Genomic DNA, 20,967 nt, shown 5'->3' on the forward strand with positions numbered 1-20,967 from the left:
GCCGTCACCGGAGGCTCCGGGTTCATCGGGGCCCATGTTGTGGACAGGCTCCTGGACGCGGGCAATGACGTGATCTCGCTGGACCTGCAGGCACAGAAGGCGGACCCTCGAGCCGATCATCGGGCGCTCGATGTCTTGGATCTTCCGTCCGTTATCAGCGCTTTTGCCGGCTGTGACATGGTTTTTCACCTCGCGGGTATGTCCAACGTCGATCATGCATATGCCGACCCGATCCGAACCGTGCGCCTCAACGTCGAGAGCACGGCGAACGTGTGCGAGGCCGCACGCGTCACCGGTGTACGCCGGGTGCTGTTCGCCAGCACGGTCTGGGTGTACGGCGCGGCCGTGGGCGATCTGGACGATCCGAGTCCGCTCACCGAGGACGCCGAGTTCGCGCTGGACCGCGCCGGCCACGTCTACACCTCGACCAAGATTGCCGCCGAGCTGCTGCTGCACAGCTACCAACAGACTTACGGCCTGGACTTCACGATCCTGCGGTACGGGATCCCTTACGGTCCTGGTATGCGCGACGAGCTGGTCCTGGCCCGTTTCCTCCGGAAGGCGCTCGACGGCCAGCCTCTCACGGTCGCGGGCGATGGCCAGCAGTTCCGTAACTACGTCTTCGTCCGTGATCTTGCGGATGCGCACGTGCTCGCCCTGGGCGACGCCGCGCGCAACGCGACGATCGCGCTCGAGGGCGACGAGCGGGTCAGCGTGCTGGCGATGGCCGAAGCGGTTCGTGACCATTGTCCGGGCGTCAAGATCGATCATGTGCCGGCCCGGCCGGGCGACTTCCGCGGCCGGCCGGTCTCGAACGCGCAAGCCGAGGTTCTGCTGGGCTGGCGGCCCACCACCGGCTTTACCGACGGGGTCCGGCAGTATGTCGAGTGGTATCTGGCAAACCGGCAGGCAACACCCGAGCATGCGGTGTCGGTGAAGTCCCGTCATGCCGACGGGGTCGGCGTACCGGCGTCCTCCGAGTAGAGCATGACCGCGGATGACACGGACGGGTCGCCCGACTTCCCGGCGGGCCGGTCGGGAAGCCCCCCGGGGCGCCGGGCGCTGCTGCTGTCGGGCTCGCTGGGGATGGGCCACGACGTCATGGCGCAGGCATGCGCGCATTCGTTGGCCAAGCGTGGGTTTTCCACCGACACGTTGGATTCCCTGCGCATGATGGGTGGCCGCGCCGGGTCGCTGGGCGAGACCGTGTTCCGGGGGATGCTGGCTGTTCCCGGCCTCTACGACGCGGTGCACTTCTCCCAGATGCGTCCTGGTGGACCGCTGTCCCGGGCGATCGAGGCGGCCTCGTGCCGGTTCCTCGTCCCGAAACTGCGCCTGCGCCTGAGCGAGCAGCCCGTGGAGCTGCTGCTGTCGATCTTTGCAACCGGGGCCGCCGCGGCGAGCCGGATCAAGGCCGAGTATCCGGCCATGGTCACGGCGGTGTTCTGCACGGATGTGTGCGTCCACCGGCTGTGGGTGCACCACAACACCGACTTGTACCTGGTCACTTCGGCCACGGCGGCAAGGTTCGTCCGCCGGTTCCACCCCCAGGCCCGGATCGAAGTGGTGCCGACGCCGGTACGCCAGCCCTTCTACGACCCACCGACGCAGGAGGCGGCCCGTGAGGATCTTGGGATCCCCGCGGATGCGCGGTGCGTGTTGCTGATGTCAGGCTCGTGGGGTCTCGGGCCGCTGGTCGACGGCGCTCGTGCGCTGGCGGAGTCCGGGGTGTGGGTGCTTGCGGTCGCCGGGCGGAACGAGTCGCTGGCTACCCGGCTGCGCAGGCTGGCGAACACCCAGCCGCGGGTCATCCCGTTCGGTTTCACGAACCGTATTCCCGAACTGATGGCAGCAAGTGACCTGGTTATCACTTCTTCTGGTGACACCTGCAGTGAGGCTCGGGTGATCGGCCGCGATCTCCTGCTGCTGGACGTCGTTCCCGGGCACGGCCGGGACAATCTGCAACTCGAACTCGACCGTGGACGAGCGGATGTCACCTCGGCCCAGCCCGAGTCCCTGCGGCGCTCCGCCCTTGCCTCGCTGGACCGGATCAAGCCACCATCGGTGCGGGTTGTCGGAACACCGGATGCCTGGGAGCAGGCGTTCGGTGCCGCGCTCAGCCAGGTCGAGCTAGATAATGGCTGGTAGGGCCATGGGACACGGGTGAGCGATGCTCTCGTCGTCGGCGTCCCGGTCGCGGCTGTTTCAGCGGCGCTTTATGGGATGGCTCCTCTCATCCAGGCTGTGGCGGCACGGCAGGCTCCGCCGGGTGGCGGGTTGGGGCTGGGGCTGTTGCTACGCCTGGCGCTGCGTCCGCTGTGGCTGCTCGGGCTCGCGGTCGAGGCCGGGTCGTTCCTGCTGGAGGTGCTTGCGCTGTCGGTGGCGCCGGTGGCTCTTGTCGCGCCGTTGATGGCGGGCGACATGGTGGTGTTCGCGTTGCTCGCCCGGCGGTTCCTCCACGAGCGGATCAGCCGGGTCGGCTGGCGCGCAATGGCGTCCATGGCCGCGGGGATCGGCCTGCTGACCCTCGCTTTCAGCCGTAACGCCGAGGTCGGTAGCCGGGCAAGCGATCGTGACATGGGGCTGTTCCTGGTCTGTGGGTTGGTATTCGCGGGTGTCGGAGCGTGGCTCGCGAACCGGGCGGGGCGCGGCGAGCGGGTCGTGCGGGCGGCCCTGCTGTTCGGCATGTCCGCCGGGGCCTGCTACGCGATCGCGACCCTGGCAACCCGCCAGCTCGGCCTCTACCTAAATGATCATGAGTTGACCAGTCTGCTGGTCACGCCGACCCCGTACGTCCTGATTCTGTTCTCGGTACTTGCCCTGGGGCTGGAACAGCGGGGTCTACAGGGGCCGGCGGCGGTGATCGCGTTCCCGGTAACCAGCGGGGTCTCGGCTTTTCTGCCTGTGACGCTCGGGTTGACCCTTTTTGACGAGTCCGCACCCCAGGGATTCGAGATGGTGGCGTTCGTCGTCTCGCTGGCGCTGGTCGCAGCCGGGATCTTTGGCCTCGGACGTGACCGGGCAGCCGGCGTCGTCCAGAAGGTGGAGCCGGTCTGAGACTCGCTCGCGTCGGGCCCGTCCACAGGCTCCGAGCCGGCCGGCCGCGGGTTGCCGTGGGCGACCATTGGGTAGGTAGCTGACACGGATCCTTCACGAGGCGGATCTCGAAACGGGGAGAAAACGGTGGCCGGCGATCATAATGATCTACTTATGGTCCGCCTCGAACCGGATTGCCCGAGGTGGACCGTGCGGACACCGGCCATCGGATGCCGTACCGAAAACTCGTTGTCCTCAACCCATTGTATAAGTGGATTATCCGGGTATGGTTGTGAGTGACGGGCGCATTGTCCAGAACGTGATGTAACGAAGCGCCGGGTAATGGGACGCTGGGTAGCAGCCGTAAGATGTGCGGGGTGGTGTGACGTGTATTCAGACGGCATGGGTGACCCGTACCAGGTCGTGTCGGTGACGCTTCCCGCGGACTTGGTCGAACATCTTGTCCGCAGGGTCGGAGCCCATGGGCTCTCCGCGTACATTACCCAGGCTTTGGTGCGCCAGGAGCCGATGGCGTCGCTTGTTGAGTTCCATCATATGACGGCTGCGGCGCTTGGGCTGCTGACCGAACCCATTGAGCCCTCGCGGCCCGGCCTTTACAGTCCCGAGACGGTGCGTTGACCTTACTATCCATCGACAGGACAAACATCTTGGCCGATGGTTGCATCCTGGACGCTCTTGACGATGGTACATGTGCGGCCGTTGTCTCTTTGTGTTTCCCTGGACTTTTTCCGCCTGCCTAATAGGCTCGGGTGGATGTCGCGTGGGATCCTCTTATGTCGGCCGGAGCATCGCGGGGTGCAGCAGCGCGGCCGTTCCCCGATGAAACAGCTCTGCCGGCCGGCCGCTGTCCTGTCTGGTTGTCCGTCCCGTCCGGATCAGGAAGCCCGGGGTGCCCGTCACCTTGCGGTGGAAGTTGCGGGGGTCGAGCCGTACCCCCCACACCGTTTCGTAGACCCGGCGAAGCTGGGCCACGGTGAACTCGGCTGGGCAGAAAGCTGTTGCGAGCGGAGTGTATTCGATCTTTGCGCGGGCTCGTTCAACACCGTCGGCCAGGATGCGTCCATGGTCGAACGCAAGCGCCTTGTCGTCTGCGAGCAGGTCGGTCACCGGGGTCCACCGGGACGCCGCAGCGTCCGTCCCGGCAACCGGCATCGGCAGGTCGGGGGCGAGGGCGAGATAGGCGACAGTGATCACTCGTGTCCGTGGATCACGGTCGGGTGTTCCGTAGGTGGCGAGTTGTTCAAGATGTCCGGGCAGGTGGGTGAGACCGGTTTCCTCGGCGAGTTCGCGCCTGGCTGCGGTCTCCAGGTCCTCGCCGGGGCGGACGAAGCCTCCAGGTAGGGCCCACTGGCCGCGGAAGGGCTCGATGCCGCGCTCGACGACAAGCACACACAGCTCGTCCTGGCGGACTGTGAGGATGCTCAGGTCTACCGTGATCGCGAACAGTGAGTAGTAAGACTGATGGCTTTCGGTAGTCACCCGTCGAGCCTATCTCGTCAGATTGACGAAAACCTCCCCGCCTGGTTATCGTCGATTCGACGATAACCAGGCTCAAGGTCGGGAGAGCACGTTGGCCGACATATCGAAGGTGCTGTTCCTGCGCCACCTGCGCGGCACGCCCACCGCGCACATCCGCCACCTGCGCGGTGGGCGGGTGGTCCATGACGGGATCGGCCTCACGTTCTGGTACCGGCCCCGAACCGCGGTGATCAGCGAGATCCCGCTGGACGACCGGGAACTGCCGTTGCTGTTCCACGCGCGGACCCGGGACTTCCAGGACATCGCGGTGCAGGCAACCGTCACGTTCCGGATCGCTGACCCCGCCGTTGCGTCCAACCGTCTCGACTTCGGCGTCGACCCGGAGAAGGGCACCTGGCGAACCTCTCCGCTTGACCAGCTGGCGGGTCTGATCACCGAGACCGCTCAGCAGCATGCCTTCGATCTTCTCGCTCAGACGGCCTTGACCGACGCGTTGGTCAGCGGCGTCCCCGCGGTACGTGCACGGATTCACGAGGGTCTTGTAGGTGATCAGAGGCTCGCCGAGACCGGGATCGCGGTCGTCGGCGTCAGGGTTGTTGCGGTCCGGCCCGAAGCCGACATGGAGAAGGCGTTGCGGACGCCCGTCCGCGAGCAGGTCCAGACCGAGGCCGACCGGGCGACCTACAGCCGGCGAGTGGTCTCCGTCGAGCAGGAACGCCGCATCGCCGAGAACGAGATGCAGAACCAGATCGAACTGGCCCGCCGCGAAGAACAGCTCGTCACCCAACGTGGTGCCAACGACCGCCTGCGTGCCTCTCAGAAGGCGGCGGCGGAGCGTATCGCGGTCCAGGCCCAGGCCGAGGGCACCCGGGTCTCGGCGTCGGCAAGGGCTGAGGCAACCCGGTTGATCGGAGCGGCGGAAGGCGAGGCGGAGACTGCTCGCGTGGCGGCGCTGCGCGATCTTGACCGTTCGGCAGTGATCGCACTGGCGGTTCGGGACCTTGCGGGGAACCTGCCGGAGATCAACACGTTGGCCATCACCCCGGATCTGGTCACCACGTTGCTTGCCAGGCTCGCCGGTACCGGCGGCCTGGCGCCGGCATTGTCACGGGCTCCGGCCGTGCCGGGCGGGCGCTCCGAATCGGTGGACGAAGGGAGCTGATGATGGCACTCGCACCCAGAGCGGTCGTCGTTCATCGCCGCACCGAGTACTCCGAACTGCTGGACAGACACGGGACCCGGGGCCAGGCCGCGTTCTTTCTCGCCAGTAGGGACCGGGACCTGATCGAGGTGGAGGCACGGCATCGCATCCACCTGGAAGCCCGTCGGATGGTCTCGGCCGCCATCCCTGACGACTGGCGGCGCGGCGAGGTCGAACGCCATGACCTTGACCGGTTTGTGTTCGCACCGGACGACATCATCATCTGTGTCGGTCAGGACGGCCTGGTCGCAAACGTGGCAAAATACCTCGCGGCACAGCCGGTGATCGGAGTCGACCCCGAGCCTGGACGCAACCCCGGAGTGCTGGTCCGGCATCGTCCGCGAGACGTCCGCGGACTGCTGCGGCAGGCGGTGACCGGCCGGGTCCACATCGCCCGCCGAGGCGGCTTCAGCCCGGACGCGGATGGCATGGCCGGCGCGGATGGCATGGTCAGACAGCTGACCATGGTGGACGCCGCCCTTGACGACGGCCAGCGGCTGGTAGCCCTGAACGAACTCTATGTCGGGGATGTCGGCCACCAGACCGCTCGCTATGTGCTGCGGGCTCCAAGCCATGACGGCCAGACCACGGAGCGGCAGGCATCCTCGGGGCTGCTGGTCGGGACCGGGACCGGTTCAACCGGCTGGTGCCGGTCGGTGTGGCAGGAACGGCGCAGCGGTCTCGGACTGCCGGCGCCGGAGACCGAAGCGCTGGCCTGGTTCGTCCGCGAGGCGTGGCCATCACCAGCGACCGGAACGAGTTGCACCGAGGGAATGATCACTGGTTCGGCGCGGCTGGAGTTGCTGGCCGAATCCGAGCGGATGGTCGTCTTCGGCGACGGCATCGAGACCGACACGTTGAGCCTGTCATGGGGCCAGCGCCTGTCCGTGGGAATCAGCGACCGGCACCTGCACCTGATCTAGGGCCGGGGCCGGGATTTCCCGCGGTCATAGGTCGGTGGTCATGGTCGGAACCGCTCCATCGCCCTGCGGACACGGGAATTTGCCTGCGCAAAACTGATCTTTCCGTCGACGTACGCCGCGAGAGCGCTGCGACGTACCCGCTCGGCGCGGGGGTCCTCCATCGGGGTGTTGAGCAGGTTCGTCGTGGCAGTAGCCACGCTGATCACCTCCCGTTGTGCGGGAACAGAACGACGAGGAGTCCGCCTGGATACGGCAGGCGGTGACGGATCAGAAGAAGCGGTTCACGGGCCTTCCAGGGATGATCGTCCGGCCCGCGAGGTAACGATCTACTACGTTCCGCCGGGGCGCGATCGCGGCCGCTGGTCGGATCCGAAGCTCGGATGCAGAGGCAGCCCGGTACGCCGCGACTCCAGGGCCGCTGCCCAGGTGATGGCGTTCATGACGGCTGCGCTCCCTACGGTGACGGCAGGCTTGGATACCCGTACAGCGTGATCGAGCTATGCAGGTCCAACGTTCACCGGAAGGTGGATGTTGGAAGAACTACAACCCGAGCTGACCTCTACAAGGGTGCGCCGCCGCGGGCCCGATCGCAAGGCCTTTTTCCATCGGGTCGCTGCTTGTGTTCAAAGGGTGATCGGGATCTGTCGCGCACGGCGGCCCGGCCGCTCCTGGAACGACCGGCGCCGCAACTGGCGCCTGGGGCCAGCCCAAGGTCATCCGGTGACAGGGTGTGGATGGCGATCCGGTCGGGTGTCACCCGACCCCGACCGGATCAGTCGTTATCCAACGCTATGGTACGGAAAACCAGTATTCGTTCCGGAAGCCGTTGTCGGGGTGCACTGTGTGATTGTCACCTGCTCTGGTCAGGTTCGATCGAACTCGCCGTCCCGGGCGCCCGCGAGGAAGGCGTCCCATTCGCCGTCAGTGAAGGCCAGCACCGGCCCGGACGGGTTTTTCGAGTCCCGGACTACGACGCCTCCGTCGACATCCGCAACCTCGACGCACATGCCGCCCGCGCCGTTGCTGTAGCTGCTCTTACGCCAGTTCATAGTATTGGAATCGATCTTCGGTATGGTTATCGTGATGTTTTCAGTCATTTCATTTCCTCCGTTACTCTGGCTATCATTTCAAGGGACTGGTCGGGGCGGAGCGCAGCGGCCAGAAGGTAGTCGGTCTTCAGCCTGTAGTGCCGAATTTCCGCTGCCCTTTCAAGGTAAAGGCTTCCGGTGGCCTCCTCGATGTAGACCACATCGTGGTCTGTCGGGTCCGGAAAGCCGAGGATCGCGAAGGTGCTGCCCATTCCCGCATGCGCGCCCGCTGTGAAGGGCACGATCTGGAGCGTGACGTTGGGTAGTTCCGCTCGCTTGGCGAGATGCTCAAGCTGGGATCGCATCACGGTCGGGCCGCCGACCGGGCGGTGTAAAACCGCCTCGTCGAGGACGACCCACAGCCGGGGCGGGTTGTCTCCGGTGAGGCGGCTCTGCCGGTCGAGACGCAATGCGACCTTGCGTTCCACCTCCACTTCCGCGATCTCCGGGTTGTCGGCACGGATCACGTGCCGGGCGTATTCGGCCGTCTGTAACAGGCCATGGACGAGCTGTGCCTCGTAGACGCTTATCGAGGACGCATCCCCCTCGAGCCCGATGTAGATCTCGAACCATGGGGGGACCACGTCGTGGTAGGTGTGCCACCAGCCGCGCCTGCGGGATTCGCGCGCCAGTGCAAGGAACGCCTCCCGCTCGGTCTCGTCGGTCACGCCATAGAGCCCCAGCAGGTCATGGACGTCACGGGTTCGGACCGGCACCCGTCCGTTCTCCATTCTGCTGATCTTCGATACGGAGCAGCGGAGGAGCTCACACGCCTGTTCGACGGATATGTCAGCTGCCTCGCGGAGTCGACGGAGTTCGGCGCCAAGGCGTCGTCGCCGGACTGTCGGACCGCCGTTGGTACCCATCGCTCCTCCTCGCGGTAGCGGGTCATTACATTCTGACATCGCCCCATCACTCTCCCTTCAGGGGGTAAGCGTTCGGTAGTCATACCCTTACAGAAGCTGTTGCGGAAGCTGTCGGCCTGGTCCCGCTTTTCTCGTTGACGCTTACCCTGGGTAGTTGTTTTGTGGTGGGTGGTAGATTGATCTTGTTGGTGTGGCAGAGAAAGGTCGGGTGCCCGCATCCGTGAGCGGACCGCTGATTCGAGGTACCATGGTGGAGTTCTGAGCTTCCATGGTGGAAGAAGGCTCGATGGCGTTGAACATCAAGAACGACGAAACGCAGCGGCTCAGTCGCGAGCTCGCTGAACTGACCGGGGAGAGCATCACCACCGCCGTGACCGTGGCCGTCCGTGAGCGTCTTGAGCGGATGCGTGCTGGTCGTGAGGATGCGGAGCAACAAGTCGCCCGCGTCGTGGCTATCGGCCGTCAGATAGCAGCCGCTGTGTCCGCTTCCGACCTGGGCATCGATGATCTTTATGACGAACGTGGGCTGCCTGCGTGATCGTCGATTCCTCGGCGCTTGTCGCCATCGTCCGGGCCGAACCTGACGCACATCGTTATGCTGCCGCGCTCGTCTCGGCGAACCGGCCTGCGATGTCGGCCGTCAACTACGTGGAGGCCGCCGTCGTCGTCGACGCGGTTCGTGACCCGGTCGCGAGCCGCAGGTTCGACGAGCTCATCATGGTAGCTGGCATAGACGTGGTCGCAGTCACCGCAGAGCAGGCCACCCTTGCTCGGCAGGCCTACCGTGATTTCGGTCGGGGCAGCGGCAGCCCCGCCCGGTTGAACTTCGGCGACTGCTTCGCCTACGCGCTGGCGGCGCAGAGGCGGGAGCCGCTGCTGTTCAAGGGCGCGGACTTCACTCACACCGACCTGGTCGCAGTGGACCTCCCCAGCCAGTAGTCCCCACGGCGCCGGATGCCGAAGTCGCGCATGACACAACATCATCCATCACGGCAACATCGTGACCCGCGACCGCACGACACGGCCACATCCGGCCCGCCGTGCCCGCCGGGACCCCGCGCGGGAGCTCGTTGGCTTGCAGAAACGATCAGGGTGAGCGTGAGCTCGGAGCGGGCAGCGGGGGCTTGAGAGCCGTCGGCGGCATCACCGCCGGGAGCACGGGCGGGGAGATACCGATCTAGGTGAGCGCGTCGGGGTTAGAAGTTCTGCCGGGGGTCTGTCTGCGCGCGGCTGGTCAGCACGGCCGCGAAGAATAGCTGGAGGGAGCACTGTGTGAAGGCATGCCAGCGGGTCCTCCGGGACCGGCTACGGTGTTCGGCGTGGGACTGCACCTGAGTCAGATCGACGAGGCGGACGAACTGCTGACCAACGACCCGTTGGCACTGCTGATCGGGATGGTCCTCGACCAGCGAGGTTCGGAAAGAACGAACATGGCGCCGACAACCAGCGCTGACTATGACGGCCATGGCTCGCCGGCCTTCTCTTGAGGTGAAAGCGCCGTGACATTCGACGCCGATGTTCCAGACGGACGGTTTCCAGCCGGGCAGCAACCTGTTCGGGGTTTCGTCAGAGGCCGTGACGAGGGCCGTCGGATCGATCTGCCGAACTGGTCGATGCTCGTCAAGGTCACGGATGGTGATACGCTCGGCCGGCTCACCGTGCTGGAGGGGCGGATGGGCCCGCGGCAGCCCGGACCGCTTCCTCATGTTCACGAGGGCCATGACGAAACGTTCGTGCTCGTCGAGGGCCGGCTGCGGTTCCGGGTCGGGGACGGGTTCCGTACCGCTGTCGCGGGCGAGACGGTGTTCGCCAGCCGGCGGCTGGCGCACGGCTTCGGGAATCCCTTCGACGAGCCGGCGCGTTACGTCGCCATCCTGACGCCCAGTGGTTATGAGGACTACTTCGCCGACGTCGCGGAGCACGTCACGAGGACTGGTGCCCTGCCCGGCAGGGCACTGACGCAGGAGCTGATGGCGCCCCACCGGACGGTCCTCGCGCCGTCCCTGCCAGACCCAGACGCGGTACTGCCACGATAGGAGATGACACGCCGCGGCACTCCGATCACCGGCAGGAGGCCGCGAGGGGTCAGTGAGCGACAAGCCAGCAGATGCGGCGGAAATTCGCGATCGCCTCGGGGCTGACCGGGGTGAAGAAGTTGACCGTGTTGCCGTCAGGGTCGCGGAACAGCAGCGAACGGTTGCCCCACGGCATGGTCGTCGGCTCGTTGATGAACTCGTCGGTGATCTTGCGGAGTCGCTTGTAAGCGGTGTCGACGTCATCGACAAGGAATTCGACGCTCCGGCAGGAGCTGGCCAGGATCTACACCTCGTCCGCGGCGGCGGACCAGGTGCTGTCCCGGGTGGGTTATCCCCGCGAACAGCGACCGAACAGCGACCGAACAGCGACTATCACCGGCCCGACACGGCCTGGCGCGAGATGTTCCACGACTTCGAGAGCGGGATCGTCGAGGACCCTTATCGAAGGCTGCTCGCCACCGTGATCGAAACATACGGAGCCAACCCTGTCCTCGTGGACCTGGCTCGTCGGTATCGGCTGCCCGTCCGATCGCAGCGCGGGACTCCGTGGACGATCAGGAAGGCGAGATCGCGGATTCGTCGGCCGCGCTGGTGACGTGCTGCTCGACGTCGTCCCCGACCCGGCGGGCGGCGAGGACGCCCCGGCCGGCGGGGATCCTCGCCCACCTCGCGTCCCGGCGGGGACGCCCGCCAATCGTCGCCGGACGGGTGGCCGCCCAGGCTGTCATCAGGCGTTCAGCCAGTTACGCCGGTCTCGCGCCGCGGCGTAGATCCGCTCGACGTGGGCTGGCTGCCAGACCGCCGAAAGATCGCCGAAGGTTGCGATCTGGTCGTGCCGGATGGCGTGGACCCGGATGGCATGGACATCGTCAGGCGAGGACGCCACGGTCAGTTTCGCCGGCTCGACGAATGCCAGCACCGCCTCGACCTCCACAGCGAATCCGCAGGCCCGACTCAGCACCGCCGACGCCCGCCTGGCCTCGGTCCGGGCCTTTCGCACGTACGGATACGGCTGACCGCCCATCTTCACCGCCTGGTCGCCCACCCAGATCCTGGCGCCGACGTGGTATTTCGTGTTGAAGGTGAACACACCGCCCGGGCCGATCAGCAGATGATCGATGTCGACGTTCCGGGCCAGCGGTATCGAATGCAGTACCCGCCACCCCCGGCCGGTGAGCCGCTCCAGGTCCGCTCCCACCGTCTCCTCTCCGACCAGCCCCTTGCGCCACCCGTCGGTCTCCGACGGCCGGCGGCGCAGACGGTTGAGCAGTGCCCGCCAGAAACCCGGCGTCAGCTCCTCGAGCTTCGCGCGGATCGCCGCGCCGGGCGGGTTGCCGGCGAGGTCGTCCGCGGGATGGGATGCCGCACCAACCGGGCCGGGGGCCGACCAACCTGACGGCTGCATGGGCGGCAACCCGGGCCGGGGTACGGACGGCACCGGCACTCCCGGCGTCCATCCTGCCAGCGGTGCCGGCGTCGAAACGGGCGGCGGTGCCGGCGGCACGGCGGGCGAGGGCAGTGGGTGGGCCGGGGGTGCCGGCCGTTGCGCCAGGTAGGGGGCGAGGGCATCGAGCACCGTGTCCCGATTTACGTCGAGCAGGACGTTGAGCTGATGGGTCCGCAGGTCGAACCAGGCGGCGCTCCGCCCGTCCGGAAGGTTCACGTAAAGCCGGTCGTGCCCATACCGGCGCCACGGCGTCACCTGTAACTCGCCCATGCCTGTGCCCATTCCTGTCGACGAAGATGATGGATCAGGTCGATCAATCGTCTTTGTCGCGCCGGGTCGGCCGTCTTTTGGGCAGACGGCTCCCGTACGGTGCGACCATGCCACGCTATCCCCGAGGGGCACACTCATCCACCGATTCCGCGACGATCGGCAAGCCCGCGGCCCGTAAGACAAGCAGCGTTAGGATGCTGACCAGCGCAATTACTGGTAGGAACCGAATTCCTGGGATCTTCGGCGTCCGCTACTTTTCGTGGAGAAGAATGCCTGCTTCGTCGCACCGCGTACAGAGCGTGGTGTGCGGAACAACCGCTCGGGCGGCCACGAATGACTCCGGTCGGCCTCGACCTCGCGCCCGCCCTGGACGAACCCGCGCTGCGGGGCCTGCATCATCTCGCCGCGCCCCAGCACCGGGAGAACCGACCCATCCCGAGCACCGGCCGTGACGCCGGCATGGCACCCTCTGCACGCTTCGGACCTGAGCTCCGGCGAGGCCGGGATGGCCGCGACCGTCGACAGCCGGACCAACGAGTTCCGGAAGGTCGAACTGAGCGCGGGGATCCGGACGTCTGACGGGGACGGGGTAACCGACACCGGGGCGGGTCACGGTCTCCGACTATGCCGATGGCCCGTCGTTCTGCGCGGTGTGCGTGACCAGAGTCTGCTCCGGATGATCGGTGACCCTCAGCACGACATGTGAATACTCCACCGGACCGAGGCGTGGATGCCGGAGTCTTTTCACGCCGCTGCCGCCGATCGAGACGACGTCATGGTTCGGCCACCACCGCCTGACATGCGCGCTGTCGCTCAGGAGTTCGGCGATGAGAGCGGCGACGCTCGGCTCGTTCGTGTACGCCGCGGTCGCAAGCCGGAATCGTCCGAGCATGGCGCGCGCCTCGTGCTCCCAGTCGAGATAGACCTGCCTCGCCTGATCGTCGGTGAACATCCACCGCACCAGGTTCCTGTCCACCGGCGGCCGGGCCTCCCAGTCGGTGAACAGCTCACGCGCCGCCGCGTTCGCGGCCAGCACATCCCAGCGGCGCCCCTTCACGAAGGTCGGATGTGGGTCCAGGCGCCGCACCAGATCGACGACGCCAGCCGCGACCACCTCGGCCGGCGGCTCCGACGGTCCACCGACTGTGGGACGTGACCCGGCGTGGCCAGGGCGGCCATAGGCCAGCACGTCCAGGTACTGGCGTTCCGCGGCGTCCAGCCGGAGCGCGGCCGCGAGCGCGTCGAGAACCTGCGGGGACGGGCGGACCGGCCGGCCCTGTTCGAGAAACGCATAGTAGGTGGGCGACAGGTTCGCGAGCAGGGCGACCTCCTCGCGGCGCAGGCCGGGTGTGCGCCGCCGTGCTCCCGGTGGGAGACCCACGGCCGCGGGAGTGAGCCGGGCACGCCGGGATCGGAGCAACTCGCCCAACGCGGCCGGATCCCCATCAGGTCCCATGCGCTACCAGCCTAGTCATGTCAGTACCAGTAGAGGCGTGCTGTGGTCACGCATCCCTCCGGAGGCGAAGACTGTTCTGCATGGACGTTATTCAGCAGCGGATCGAGATACCTGTGGAAGACGGCACCACAATGCCCGCATACTGCGCTCGGCCCGACGGCGTGTACGCCCCGGTCGGTGTCATCGTGGCGCATGAACTGTTCGGGGTGACCCCCGATATCCGTTCGGTTGCCGACGAGATCGCGGCCGCGGGACACGTGGTTGTAGCTCCGGAGTTCTACCACCGTGACGCTGAAGCGGGCCGGTGTATGTCCCGGGACGACGCCGGGCGCGGTGAGGGTTTCGCGCTGCTGCACAGGATGACGCGTGCCGGGGCAATCGCCGACGTACGGGCCGCCATCTCGGCCCTGGCGGACCAGTACGCGGTCCGGGAGGCTGCGGTGGTGGGTTTCAGCGCAGGGGGGCACCTGGCCTATCTGGCCGCGGCCACGCTGCCGATTGCCCGAACGGCCGTCCTGTACGGTGGCTGGCTCCCGAGCACCGATATTCCGCTCAGTCGGCCCGAGCCCACCCTCGAACTGACACCGGGAATCACCGGAGAGCTGCTTTTCATAGTCGGCGGAAATGATTTCCTGATCGATTCTGACCAGCTTGACAAGATTTCCGTGGCCCTGCGCTCGGCCGGTGTCAGGCACGAGATGGTCGTCTGTCCTGAGGTTCAACATGCCTTTTTCTGGCCGGACACCCCGGCCTTCGACCGTGCTGCCCGGGACGACGCCATGAAAAGGATTCTCGCGCTGCTCGCCCGGTAGTCGCCGAAGGCGTGGCCCGCGTCCACCGCACGGATGGCGTCCCATCCCCGGATCGCACCATCCGGCGTGCCCGCCGGCGGGCACCGCGCCTACGGCTGGCTGCCGGACAAGCGGACCAAGGACGAGGCGGAAGCCGCGCTCTTGGTCGCCGGGGTCGACGACATCCTCGAAGGTGTCGGCCTCCACACGATCTGTCGCCGCTGGAACAACCTCGGCATCCCCAGCGCCACGGGCAAGGTCTGGCAGAAGGCCGTGCTTCGCAACTCGCCGCGGATGGTCGGCTGGCGGGTTTACGGTCCGCCGTCCATACCGATAGAGGAGCGCTACGCCCGTGACCCGGAAGGTAGGCCGGTCAAGGGCCGGCAAGATCTCATCCTGGAGCTGGATACCTGGATGGAAGTTGTAGCCAAGCTTCGCGATCCAAGCCACACGAGTAAGCATGTGCACACCGGCGGCCGCAAGTATCTGCTGTCCGGGATCATCTGCTGCGGCTACTGTGGCCGGCACCTGATGGGTGCCTACGACCGCGACGAGTTGGCGGGCGCCTACGTCTTCCCCCGCGTCCGCGAGCAGGAGCAGGTCATCCTGACTCTGAAGGCGGAGCAGACCGAGTGGCTGCGTGCTCACTGCGGTCCGGGGATGACCAACGTGGCCGCCTCCTGGCCCTCCCTCGAAGTAGAGCAACGGAGGGAGATCATCGGCACCGTCATCGAGGCCGTCGTGCTCAAGGCGGCCGATGGCCCGAAAAACCGTTTCGGCCCTGGACGGGTGGAAGTGGTCTGGCGCGCTTAACGCGCCTACCTACCCCGTCGGATGTGCCAGTCCGGCGGGGTTCTCGTCGTCGGTACCCTGGCGGGCATGGGCCTTTACCTGTCCGGCGATCCAGAGGCGGACGCCTTCATCACCGCGGACCCCCTGGCACTCCTGGTGGGCATGGTTCTAGATCAACAAATCCCTCTGGAACGTGCGTTCGCAGCGCCGTTGGAACTCTGGCGCCGACTCCATCCTTCCGAGACTGATGGGGACCGGCAAGATTCGGAAACAAGGAACGGAGCTGGACGTTTTGTCTTGATCTGAATACGAAAAGTGTTCGATCGGGCCTGATGGGTGGCAGTTGAGAGGATCGTGTCCTCGGCGTGCTCTGCCTCTTGGCGCTCTTGACACGCTGAACGTCGGGTGCCTAAAGTAATTGCACTTTCTCCCCGCCGTCCTCCGGGACTGGCGGGGTTTTTTCTAGATCGGCTACGTCATGACCCCACGAGTCGCGGTCTTCATCGACTACCAGAACGTTCACTTTTCGGCGCGTAGTAGGTTCCAACCGGCCGGCATGCCTGGCCAGCATGGTCATGTTGATCCTGGCCGGGTGGCTGAGCGGATCGTCGCCGGTCGACGCTTCGGCGGCGAGTTGACGTCCGTTCGTGTCTATCGTGGCCGTCCGAGCCCGGACCATCAGCCAGCGGCTGCCGGGGCCAGCGACAGGCAGGCGAGCCGGTGGGCACGTGACCGGCGGGTGACGGTGGTACGCCGCCAGTTGCGGTACCCGAAGGGCTGGCCGGTTGAGCCTGCCCAGGAGAAGGGCATCGACGTGGCACTGGCCGTTGACTTCGTACGCCTCGCCTGCGAGAACGCCTGCGAGAACGCCTATGATGTCGGCATCCTGTTCAGCCGTGATACCGACCTGGTCCCTGCCCTGGAGGCGGTTCGCGACCTCGAAACCGGTCTCGTCCACATCGGCCAAAGTGGCGTCGGCTGCGTCGGCTGTCCCGACCAGGTCGCGCAATATCCGGATATCGGCGAGCCAGTCGGCGCTGGTCGCGGCGGCCAGGTATTCAGATGCCGCGGCCAGCCATGTAGGGCCGCGGCGCTCAAGTCAAACATGGAGGAGGCTGTGCTCGGCTTGTCATTCTAAGTTGTGCGGCGGTCGGGTTGACGATGCTGGAAGGAGCACACGGCTTACCCGGTAGCTCGGCCGGTTGGAAGGGCTGGCGCGATTGAGATCGGGCGAGTTTATGCGGCAGGCCCGTAGCCGCGCACACGGCTCTCGTAGCGAATGGCTGCCTCCACGTCCGCCTCGGGGATCTTGTGAAGTCCGGCGATAGCCGCGATGGACTCTCCCGCGACGAATCGGCGGTAGAGGCTGGCCGTCCGAATACCCAAAACGGTTGGCTCCCCCAGGTCGTGCAGCGGATCGAATACGACGGGGCTCGATTTGTTGTCCGGATAGAGCCGGACCGCTACTCCTCCTGGCTCGAAGTCAATCTTCTGGACGAACGCTTCGGCTCCAGGCGCGAGAATGAGTTGTCCGTTGCGAAGGACCACCATGGCAAGCTCGCCCGTGATGCCTGTCTGCTGCTGCACATCGAGGACCAAGTCTCTGTTCGCGACGTATGGCCTGGCGTGAGCGAGGGGGTACGGCACCCCAAGGCGGTCGCGGAGCATCTGCACGACCGGCCGAAGCTGTTGCAGGCTCACCCTGTGCCTGACGCGGTACTCGCGGAGATAGCCAGCCTCGACGAACTCACCCCAGGTGACCGTTTCGCTTCCGGTGCGACGTGGCCTGATTACAGGTTCGTAGCTGGCGCCGGCTCGGGTGTAGCCGTCGATCCAGCGCCTCAGCGTCGCTGGCTTGACGCCCAGCAGACGTGCGGCTTGGCTCATCGTGTAGACCTCACGCTCGAGTACAACGAGGCTTGATGGCTCCTGACTCGATGGCGACGAGACCGTCAGCGTCTTCGGGGTGCGTTCCCAGATCGCGAGGATCTTCGCGAGCGGCTCGTCGTCCTCGTAAAAGTCTCCCTCCACAGTGGTCATGACCGTATCGTGCACCATGCGGCGCGGCTGTTCTACTGGCCGATCGGGTAGGCGCTGCCAAGATTCCATTCGCCGTCCTCTCTGGTCGGGTACAGGACCACCAAGACGCGTCGTGCCCCCAGCCAGGCTTCGACCATGGCCCTGCGCCCTCGCTCGGGATCGTCGTCCCAGGCCGCGACAAGCTTGTCCACGCCGACGAGCGCCGCGGCCACCTCCTTCGCGTCAAGGCCGTGCTTGCTGCTGAGCTTTGCCCGAACGGCCGGGCTGACCCGCAGCACAGCGACCCAGATCCGTTGGTTCGCCGTGTTACCCCTGCCGGACATATCGGATACACTACGTGATGTCGAAGCGGCTGCTGATCATGGCGTAGGCGCCTTACGGCGATTGGCGCCCGTCTCGGTCACGAGGGCGGCGGCGTGACGGCTACGGTGTCGATGTGCGACTGCACCTCAGCCAGATCGACGAGGCGGATGAGCTGCTGACCAACGACCCGTTGGCGCTCCTTGTGGGCATGGTCCTGGACCAGCCAGGTTCGGAAAGATGGAGTGGCCACGGCGGTTCAAGATCTCCCCGGATTGATCGTCGCCTCAGGAACGCCGCTTCTCCGGGTACTGGGCGGCTCAACACCGGCCGCCCGCTCCGCGAAGACGCAACGAACGCACCGTGGGCGTCGCGTTCGTCATCTCTGAGCGCTTGTGTTGGAGTGCACTCCAAGGCTTAGTGTCGCCTGATGACGACGTGGACGACTCGTGAGGTCGCCGCGAAGGTCGGCATCACCGAGCACACCCTTCGCTGGTACGAACGGATCGGATTGCTCGATCGGATCGAACGGGGCGCTGGCGGGCGTCGGCGGTTCGGTGAGCGTGACATCGATTGGATCTTGCTGCTCACTCGCCTGCGGTCGACCGGAATGTCGGTGCGGAACATGCAGCGCTACGCGACGCTCGTACGGGCCGGTGCGGGCGAGGCCGAGCGGCTTGCTCTGCTCGAAGAGCACCGGGATGTGGTTCGGGCCGCGCTTGTCGCCCAGCAGGAGTGCCTCGATCTCTTGGAGAACAAGATTCACGTCTATCAGGAAACGATTCACGCGGCGGATAAGGGGCAGTGACATGCGCGAAGTGAACCTTGGCGGACTGGCCATCTCGGCCCAGGGACTGGGCTGCATGGGTATGAGTGAGTGGTATGGCGCCGCGGACTGGGACGAGTCGGTCGCGACTATCCATCGTGCGCTCGAGCTGGGCGTCACATTGCTTGACACAGCCGACATCTACGGGGCCGGTCACAACGAGGTGCTGGTGGGACGGGCCATCCACGACCGCCGTGACCAGGTGCAACTGGCCACCAAGTTCGGCATCGACCGCTCCGGCGGCGACGCGGCACGGGTCATTCGAGGAGAGCGGGCATATGTGAGGCGCGCCTGTGATGCCTCGCTGCTACGGCTTGGAGTGGACGTTATCGACCTGTACTACCTGCACCGGCCTCCGCAGACCGCCGAGATCGAGGAGACGGTCGCGGCCATGGGCGAGCTTGTGGCAGAGGGCAAGGTGCGCTACCTCGGGCTGTCTGAGGTCGATGGAGCGTTGCTGCGACGCGCGAACGCTGTGCATCGGATCACGGTGGTACAGAGTGAGTACTCGCTGTGGACGCGCGATCCCGAGACAGACGTGCTCGATGCCCTGCGCGAGCTGGATATTGCGTTGGTGGCTTACTCGCCGCTCGGACGCGGTTTCCTGACCGCAACAACAGCAAGCGTCGATTTCGACCAGCGTGACTTCCGCGGCAGCAACCCGCGGTTCACTGGGACGGCGGCCGAGACGAACCGCAAGATCGCGGAAGTCGTCGCCGAAGTTGCCGCCCGCAAGAGCGTTTCCCCGGCGCAGGTCGCGCTCGCGTGGGTGCACGGGCGAACCACGCGGCTCGGCGTCCCGGTGGTGCCGATTCCCGGTACCAAGCGTCGTCGGTGGTTGGAGCAGAACGTCGCCGCGCCCGACGTCGCCTTGGATGGTGACGACTTGGCGATGCTCGACGGACTCGGCGCCCAGGTGGTCGGGGCGCGCTACTGAGCCGCCGCCTGCCGGATGTGGAGAAGTCCCGCGCGGGACTTCGGGTCTCTCCGACTACACGGCCAACTGAGCAGCGCCGCACCAGCCGCCTCGGCGCGGTCGGCTACGGTGACTAACGTGGGACTGCATCTGAGCCAGTTCGCCGAGGCGGACGAGTTGCTGACGAACGATCCGCTCCCGCTGCTGATCGGGATGGTGCTCGACCAGCGGGTGTCGGAAAGAACGAGTGGGACGGGACGGTCCGCATCCGCTTGACTGCGTAGCGTCTGGTCGGCCTGTGGCTGCCGGAGCGAAGGACCACGGCGGGCCACCGTGTCAGCGTTTGACGGGCCAGTGTCTGCGCCAGCAGCGTGTCAGATAATTTCTCCCCGCCGTCCTCCGGGACTGGCGGGGTTTTTTCTAGATCGGCTACGTCATGACCCCACGAGTCGCGGTCTTCATCGACTACCAGAACGTTCACTTTTCGGCGCGTAGTAGGTTCCTGCCGGCCGACGTGCCGCGTCAGCATGGTCATGTTGATCCTGGCCGGGTGGCTGAGCGGATCGTCGCCGGTCGACGCTTCGGCGGCGAGTTGACGTCCGTTCGTGTCTATCGTGGCCGTCCGAGCCCGGACCATCAGCCAGCGGCTGCCGGGGCCAGCGACAGGCAGGCGAGCCGGTGGGCACGTGACCGGCGGGTGACGGTGGTACGCCGCCAGTTGCGGTACCCGAAGGGCTGGTCGGTTGAGCCTGCCCAGGAGAAGGGCATCGACGTGGCACTGGCCGTTGACTTCGTACGCCTCGCCTGCGAGAACGCCTGCGAGAACGCCTACGACGTTGGCATCCTGTTCAGCCGTGATACCGACCTGGTCCCTGCCCTGGAGGCGGTTCGCGACCTCGAAACCGGTCTCGTCCACGTCGAGGTCGCCACCTGGGCTGGCGCGAGCCGGATTCGCTTCCCTGACTCTCAGCTTCCGTGTGTCACTATCTGGGTGCCGAGGACTATGAGGCATGCCGCGACGACGCTGACTACACGCTGATCTGACCGGGAGTGCGTGTGGATCCTCGGCGACGTCCCGTCAACCTGCGATACAGCGACAGGCCGGTCAGGAACAGCACGAGGATGGCGGGGCCGACGTGCACGGCGATGAACCCGATGTAGTGAGGGCCGCCCCAGGCGTGTTGGTAGGTCTCCGGCTGGCTGGGGTGTTCGGTGGCGAGGATGTATCCGGCCCGTGCGACAAGAAAGGCGCCGGCCGTAAGGAGGAGAAGGCGGACCGCCGCGCGCCGTAGCCGGGCGCCCCAGCCAACGGCTGGCGGTGACGCTGGTCGGCGTGCCGCGATCAGGCCCACCGCGATCAGCCCCGCTGCGACCACAGCGGCTACGGCCAGTCCCGTCACGCCGGCTCGTCTGCGCGGTGCCGGGCCGCCGAGGATGGGCAGCTTGCTGCCGCCCATCCGCCGCCAGGTTCGCAGGGTC

At 66.2% G+C, this 20,967-nt stretch carries 28 protein-coding genes; 16 read left to right on the forward strand and 12 right to left on the reverse strand.

All coding sequences use genetic code 11. The features are described 5' to 3' along the window. From NBW77_RS18205 to NBW77_RS18215, 3 genes are all read left to right on the forward strand, one after another. A partial coding sequence (locus tag NBW77_RS18205) for an NAD-dependent epimerase/dehydratase family protein (protein ID WP_250280057.1) occupies positions 1-984 on the forward strand: 984 nt, incomplete at its 5' end. Positions 985-987: 3 nt separating this feature from the next. Next, positions 988-2,148 (forward strand): MGDG synthase family glycosyltransferase, encoded by a 1,161-nt coding sequence (locus tag NBW77_RS18210; protein ID WP_131744979.1) that lies wholly within the window; start codon positions 988-990, stop codon positions 2,146-2,148. Positions 2,149-2,163: 15 nt separating this feature from the next. Further along, the gene (locus NBW77_RS18215; RefSeq protein ID WP_131744980.1) at positions 2,164-3,057 is read left to right on the forward strand and encodes a hypothetical protein; all 894 of its coding nucleotides are present in this window, start codon (positions 2,164-2,166) and stop codon (positions 3,055-3,057) included. 771 nt (positions 3,058-3,828) lie between these two features. Here NBW77_RS18215 and NBW77_RS18220 read toward each other — a convergent pair. Next, on the reverse strand, positions 3,829-4,536 hold the full coding sequence (locus NBW77_RS18220) for an NUDIX hydrolase (RefSeq protein WP_131744982.1): 708 nt from the start codon (positions 4,534-4,536) through the stop codon (positions 3,829-3,831). A gap of 91 nt (positions 4,537-4,627) precedes the next feature. Between NBW77_RS18220 and NBW77_RS18225 the strand changes: the two genes are divergently transcribed. Both NBW77_RS18225 and NBW77_RS18230 read left to right on the forward strand, forming a co-directional pair. After that, entirely contained in the window at positions 4,628-5,698 is a 1,071-nt protein-coding gene (locus tag NBW77_RS18225) for an SPFH domain-containing protein (protein ID WP_131744983.1), read from the forward strand. Positions 5,699-5,700: 2 nt separating this feature from the next. Beyond that, the gene (locus tag NBW77_RS18230) at positions 5,701-6,660 is read left to right on the forward strand and encodes an NAD(+)/NADH kinase (protein WP_131745165.1); all 960 of its coding nucleotides are present in this window, start codon (positions 5,701-5,703) and stop codon (positions 6,658-6,660) included. 38 nt (positions 6,661-6,698) lie between these two features. Here NBW77_RS18230 and NBW77_RS18235 read toward each other — a convergent pair whose 3' ends face one another. The 3 genes from NBW77_RS18235 to NBW77_RS18245 form a co-directional block, all read right to left on the reverse strand. Beyond that, positions 6,699-6,857 (reverse strand): hypothetical protein, encoded by a 159-nt coding sequence (locus NBW77_RS18235; RefSeq protein ID WP_165485783.1) that lies wholly within the window; start codon positions 6,855-6,857, stop codon positions 6,699-6,701. Positions 6,858-7,523: 666 nt separating this feature from the next. Next, positions 7,524-7,757, reverse strand: a complete 234-nt coding sequence (locus tag NBW77_RS18240; protein ID WP_131744984.1) for a DUF397 domain-containing protein — start codon at positions 7,755-7,757, stop codon at positions 7,524-7,526. Beyond that, positions 7,754-8,614: a helix-turn-helix domain-containing protein gene (locus NBW77_RS18245; protein WP_131744985.1), complete on the reverse strand. Its 861-nt coding sequence runs from the start codon at positions 8,612-8,614 to the stop codon at positions 7,754-7,756. The genes NBW77_RS18240 and NBW77_RS18245 overlap by 4 nt, the downstream gene beginning before the upstream one ends. A gap of 286 nt (positions 8,615-8,900) precedes the next feature. Between NBW77_RS18245 and NBW77_RS18250 the strand changes: the two genes are divergently transcribed. From NBW77_RS18250 to NBW77_RS18265, 4 genes are all read left to right on the forward strand, one after another. Continuing rightward, positions 8,901-9,152 carry a type II toxin-antitoxin system VapB family antitoxin gene (locus NBW77_RS18250; RefSeq protein ID WP_131745166.1) on the forward strand — a complete coding sequence of 84 codons (252 nt, stop codon included), beginning with the start codon at positions 8,901-8,903 and terminating at the stop codon, positions 9,150-9,152. Then, positions 9,149-9,553, forward strand: coding sequence for a type II toxin-antitoxin system VapC family toxin (locus tag NBW77_RS18255; protein ID WP_131744986.1), 405 nt, complete (start codon positions 9,149-9,151; stop codon positions 9,551-9,553). The genes NBW77_RS18250 and NBW77_RS18255 overlap by 4 nt, the downstream gene beginning before the upstream one ends. Before the next feature lie 380 nt (positions 9,554-9,933). Then, complete coding sequence (locus NBW77_RS22890) at positions 9,934-10,101, forward strand: hypothetical protein (RefSeq protein WP_165485784.1); 168 nt, start codon at positions 9,934-9,936, stop codon at positions 10,099-10,101. Positions 10,102-10,113: 12 nt separating this feature from the next. Beyond that, positions 10,114-10,650 carry a cupin domain-containing protein gene (locus tag NBW77_RS18265; RefSeq protein ID WP_131744987.1) on the forward strand — a complete coding sequence of 179 codons (537 nt, stop codon included), beginning with the start codon at positions 10,114-10,116 and terminating at the stop codon, positions 10,648-10,650. Positions 10,651-10,699: 49 nt separating this feature from the next. Here the strand turns inward: NBW77_RS18265 and NBW77_RS22140 are convergent, their stop codons facing one another. The 4 genes from NBW77_RS22140 to NBW77_RS18285 all read right to left on the reverse strand — a co-directional run bounded on the left by NBW77_RS22140 (position 10,700) and on the right by NBW77_RS18285 (position 13,823). Beyond that, positions 10,700-10,933 carry a VOC family protein gene (locus tag NBW77_RS22140; protein ID WP_131744988.1) on the reverse strand — a complete coding sequence of 78 codons (234 nt, stop codon included), beginning with the start codon at positions 10,931-10,933 and terminating at the stop codon, positions 10,700-10,702. Positions 10,934-11,204: 271 nt separating this feature from the next. Further along, the gene (locus NBW77_RS18275) at positions 11,205-11,378 is read right to left on the reverse strand and encodes a hypothetical protein (protein ID WP_165485785.1); all 174 of its coding nucleotides are present in this window, start codon (positions 11,376-11,378) and stop codon (positions 11,205-11,207) included. Beyond that, positions 11,378-12,367, reverse strand: a complete 990-nt coding sequence (locus NBW77_RS18280; RefSeq protein ID WP_250280058.1) for a nuclease-related domain-containing protein — start codon at positions 12,365-12,367, stop codon at positions 11,378-11,380. The genes NBW77_RS18275 and NBW77_RS18280 overlap by 1 nt, the downstream gene beginning before the upstream one ends. A 622-nt stretch (positions 12,368-12,989) precedes the next feature. Next, positions 12,990-13,823 carry a helix-turn-helix transcriptional regulator gene (locus tag NBW77_RS18285; protein WP_131744990.1) on the reverse strand — a complete coding sequence of 278 codons (834 nt, stop codon included), beginning with the start codon at positions 13,821-13,823 and terminating at the stop codon, positions 12,990-12,992. Positions 13,824-13,903: 80 nt separating this feature from the next. On the opposite strand from NBW77_RS18285, the gene NBW77_RS18290 reads away from it, so the two are divergent. The 3 genes from NBW77_RS18290 to NBW77_RS18305 all read left to right on the forward strand — a co-directional run bounded on the left by NBW77_RS18290 (position 13,904) and on the right by NBW77_RS18305 (position 16,544). Further along, the gene (locus NBW77_RS18290) at positions 13,904-14,635 is read left to right on the forward strand and encodes a dienelactone hydrolase family protein (protein ID WP_131744991.1); all 732 of its coding nucleotides are present in this window, start codon (positions 13,904-13,906) and stop codon (positions 14,633-14,635) included. A gap of 66 nt (positions 14,636-14,701) precedes the next feature. Beyond that, positions 14,702-15,427 (forward strand): recombinase family protein, encoded by a 726-nt coding sequence (locus NBW77_RS18295; RefSeq protein ID WP_250280059.1) that lies wholly within the window; start codon positions 14,702-14,704, stop codon positions 15,425-15,427. A gap of 457 nt (positions 15,428-15,884) precedes the next feature. Further along, positions 15,885-16,544, forward strand: a complete 660-nt coding sequence (locus NBW77_RS18305) for an NYN domain-containing protein (protein ID WP_242605515.1) — start codon at positions 15,885-15,887, stop codon at positions 16,542-16,544. A gap of 98 nt (positions 16,545-16,642) precedes the next feature. On the opposite strand, the gene NBW77_RS18310 is transcribed toward NBW77_RS18305, so the two are convergent. From NBW77_RS18310 to NBW77_RS22895, 3 genes are all read right to left on the reverse strand, one after another. After that, positions 16,643-17,446, reverse strand: a complete 804-nt coding sequence (locus NBW77_RS18310) for a helix-turn-helix domain-containing protein (RefSeq protein WP_242605516.1) — start codon at positions 17,444-17,446, stop codon at positions 16,643-16,645. Between the two features lie 32 nt (positions 17,447-17,478). After that, positions 17,479-17,769, reverse strand: coding sequence for a hypothetical protein (locus tag NBW77_RS18315; RefSeq protein ID WP_131744993.1), 291 nt, complete (start codon positions 17,767-17,769; stop codon positions 17,479-17,481). A gap of 77 nt (positions 17,770-17,846) precedes the next feature. Further along, entirely contained in the window at positions 17,847-17,999 is a 153-nt protein-coding gene (locus NBW77_RS22895; RefSeq protein ID WP_165485786.1) for a hypothetical protein, read from the reverse strand. Positions 18,000-18,176: 177 nt separating this feature from the next. On the opposite strand from NBW77_RS22895, the gene NBW77_RS18325 reads away from it, so the two are divergent. The 4 genes from NBW77_RS18325 (at position 18,177) to NBW77_RS18340 (ending at position 20,527) form a co-directional block, all read left to right on the forward strand. After that, positions 18,177-18,554: a MerR family transcriptional regulator gene (locus NBW77_RS18325; RefSeq protein ID WP_131744994.1), complete on the forward strand. Its 378-nt coding sequence runs from the start codon at positions 18,177-18,179 to the stop codon at positions 18,552-18,554. 1 nt (position 18,555) lies between these two features. After that, positions 18,556-19,509, forward strand: a complete 954-nt coding sequence (locus tag NBW77_RS18330; protein ID WP_131744995.1) for an aldo/keto reductase — start codon at positions 18,556-18,558, stop codon at positions 19,507-19,509. A 117-nt stretch (positions 19,510-19,626) separates the two neighbouring features. After that, the gene (locus NBW77_RS18335) at positions 19,627-19,764 is read left to right on the forward strand and encodes a hypothetical protein (RefSeq protein ID WP_165485787.1); all 138 of its coding nucleotides are present in this window, start codon (positions 19,627-19,629) and stop codon (positions 19,762-19,764) included. 160 nt (positions 19,765-19,924) lie between these two features. After that, positions 19,925-20,527 carry an NYN domain-containing protein gene (locus tag NBW77_RS18340; RefSeq protein WP_242605517.1) on the forward strand — a complete coding sequence of 201 codons (603 nt, stop codon included), beginning with the start codon at positions 19,925-19,927 and terminating at the stop codon, positions 20,525-20,527. On the opposite strand, the gene NBW77_RS18345 is transcribed toward NBW77_RS18340, so the two are convergent. Continuing rightward, positions 20,517-20,967: hypothetical protein (locus tag NBW77_RS18345; protein WP_250280060.1), on the reverse strand; the 451-nt coding region annotated here is incomplete at its 5' end. The two genes, NBW77_RS18340 and NBW77_RS18345, sit on opposite strands and share 11 nt — an antisense overlap.

This window comes from Frankia sp. Cppng1_Ct_nod (assembly GCF_920656135.1).
Lineage (GTDB): Bacteria > Actinomycetota > Actinomycetes > Frankiales > Frankiaceae > Protofrankia > Protofrankia meridionalis.

Bases quoted from the DNA above. Each gene is read 5' to 3' on its own strand.
- NBW77_RS18210 (WP_131744979.1), top strand. From the start codon at position 988: ATGACCGCGGATGACACGGACGGGTCGCCCGACTTCCCGGCGGGCCGG.
- NBW77_RS18230 (WP_131745165.1), top strand. From the start codon at position 5,701: ATGGCACTCGCACCCAGAGCGGTCGTCGTTCATCGCCGCACCGAGTAC.
- NBW77_RS18240 (WP_131744984.1), bottom strand. From the start codon at position 7,757: ATGACTGAAAACATCACGATAACCATACCGAAGATCGATTCCAATACT.
- NBW77_RS18245 (WP_131744985.1), bottom strand. From the start codon at position 8,614: ATGGGTACCAACGGCGGTCCGACAGTCCGGCGACGACGCCTTGGCGCC.
- NBW77_RS18250 (WP_131745166.1), top strand. From the start codon at position 8,901: ATGGCGTTGAACATCAAGAACGACGAAACGCAGCGGCTCAGTCGCGAG.
- NBW77_RS18275 (WP_165485785.1), bottom strand. From the start codon at position 11,378: ATGACAGCCTGGGCGGCCACCCGTCCGGCGACGATTGGCGGGCGTCCC.
- NBW77_RS18280 (WP_250280058.1), bottom strand. From the start codon at position 12,367: ATGGGCGAGTTACAGGTGACGCCGTGGCGCCGGTATGGGCACGACCGG.
- NBW77_RS18285 (WP_131744990.1), bottom strand. From the start codon at position 13,823: ATGGGACCTGATGGGGATCCGGCCGCGTTGGGCGAGTTGCTCCGATCC.
- NBW77_RS18290 (WP_131744991.1), top strand. From the start codon at position 13,904: ATGGACGTTATTCAGCAGCGGATCGAGATACCTGTGGAAGACGGCACC.
- NBW77_RS18305 (WP_242605515.1), top strand. From the start codon at position 15,885: ATGACCCCACGAGTCGCGGTCTTCATCGACTACCAGAACGTTCACTTT.
- NBW77_RS18310 (WP_242605516.1), bottom strand. From the start codon at position 17,446: ATGACCACTGTGGAGGGAGACTTTTACGAGGACGACGAGCCGCTCGCG.
- NBW77_RS18315 (WP_131744993.1), bottom strand. From the start codon at position 17,769: ATGTCCGGCAGGGGTAACACGGCGAACCAACGGATCTGGGTCGCTGTG.
- NBW77_RS18325 (WP_131744994.1), top strand. From the start codon at position 18,177: ATGACGACGTGGACGACTCGTGAGGTCGCCGCGAAGGTCGGCATCACC.
- NBW77_RS18330 (WP_131744995.1), top strand. From the start codon at position 18,556: ATGCGCGAAGTGAACCTTGGCGGACTGGCCATCTCGGCCCAGGGACTG.
- NBW77_RS18340 (WP_242605517.1), top strand. From the start codon at position 19,925: ATGACCCCACGAGTCGCGGTCTTCATCGACTACCAGAACGTTCACTTT.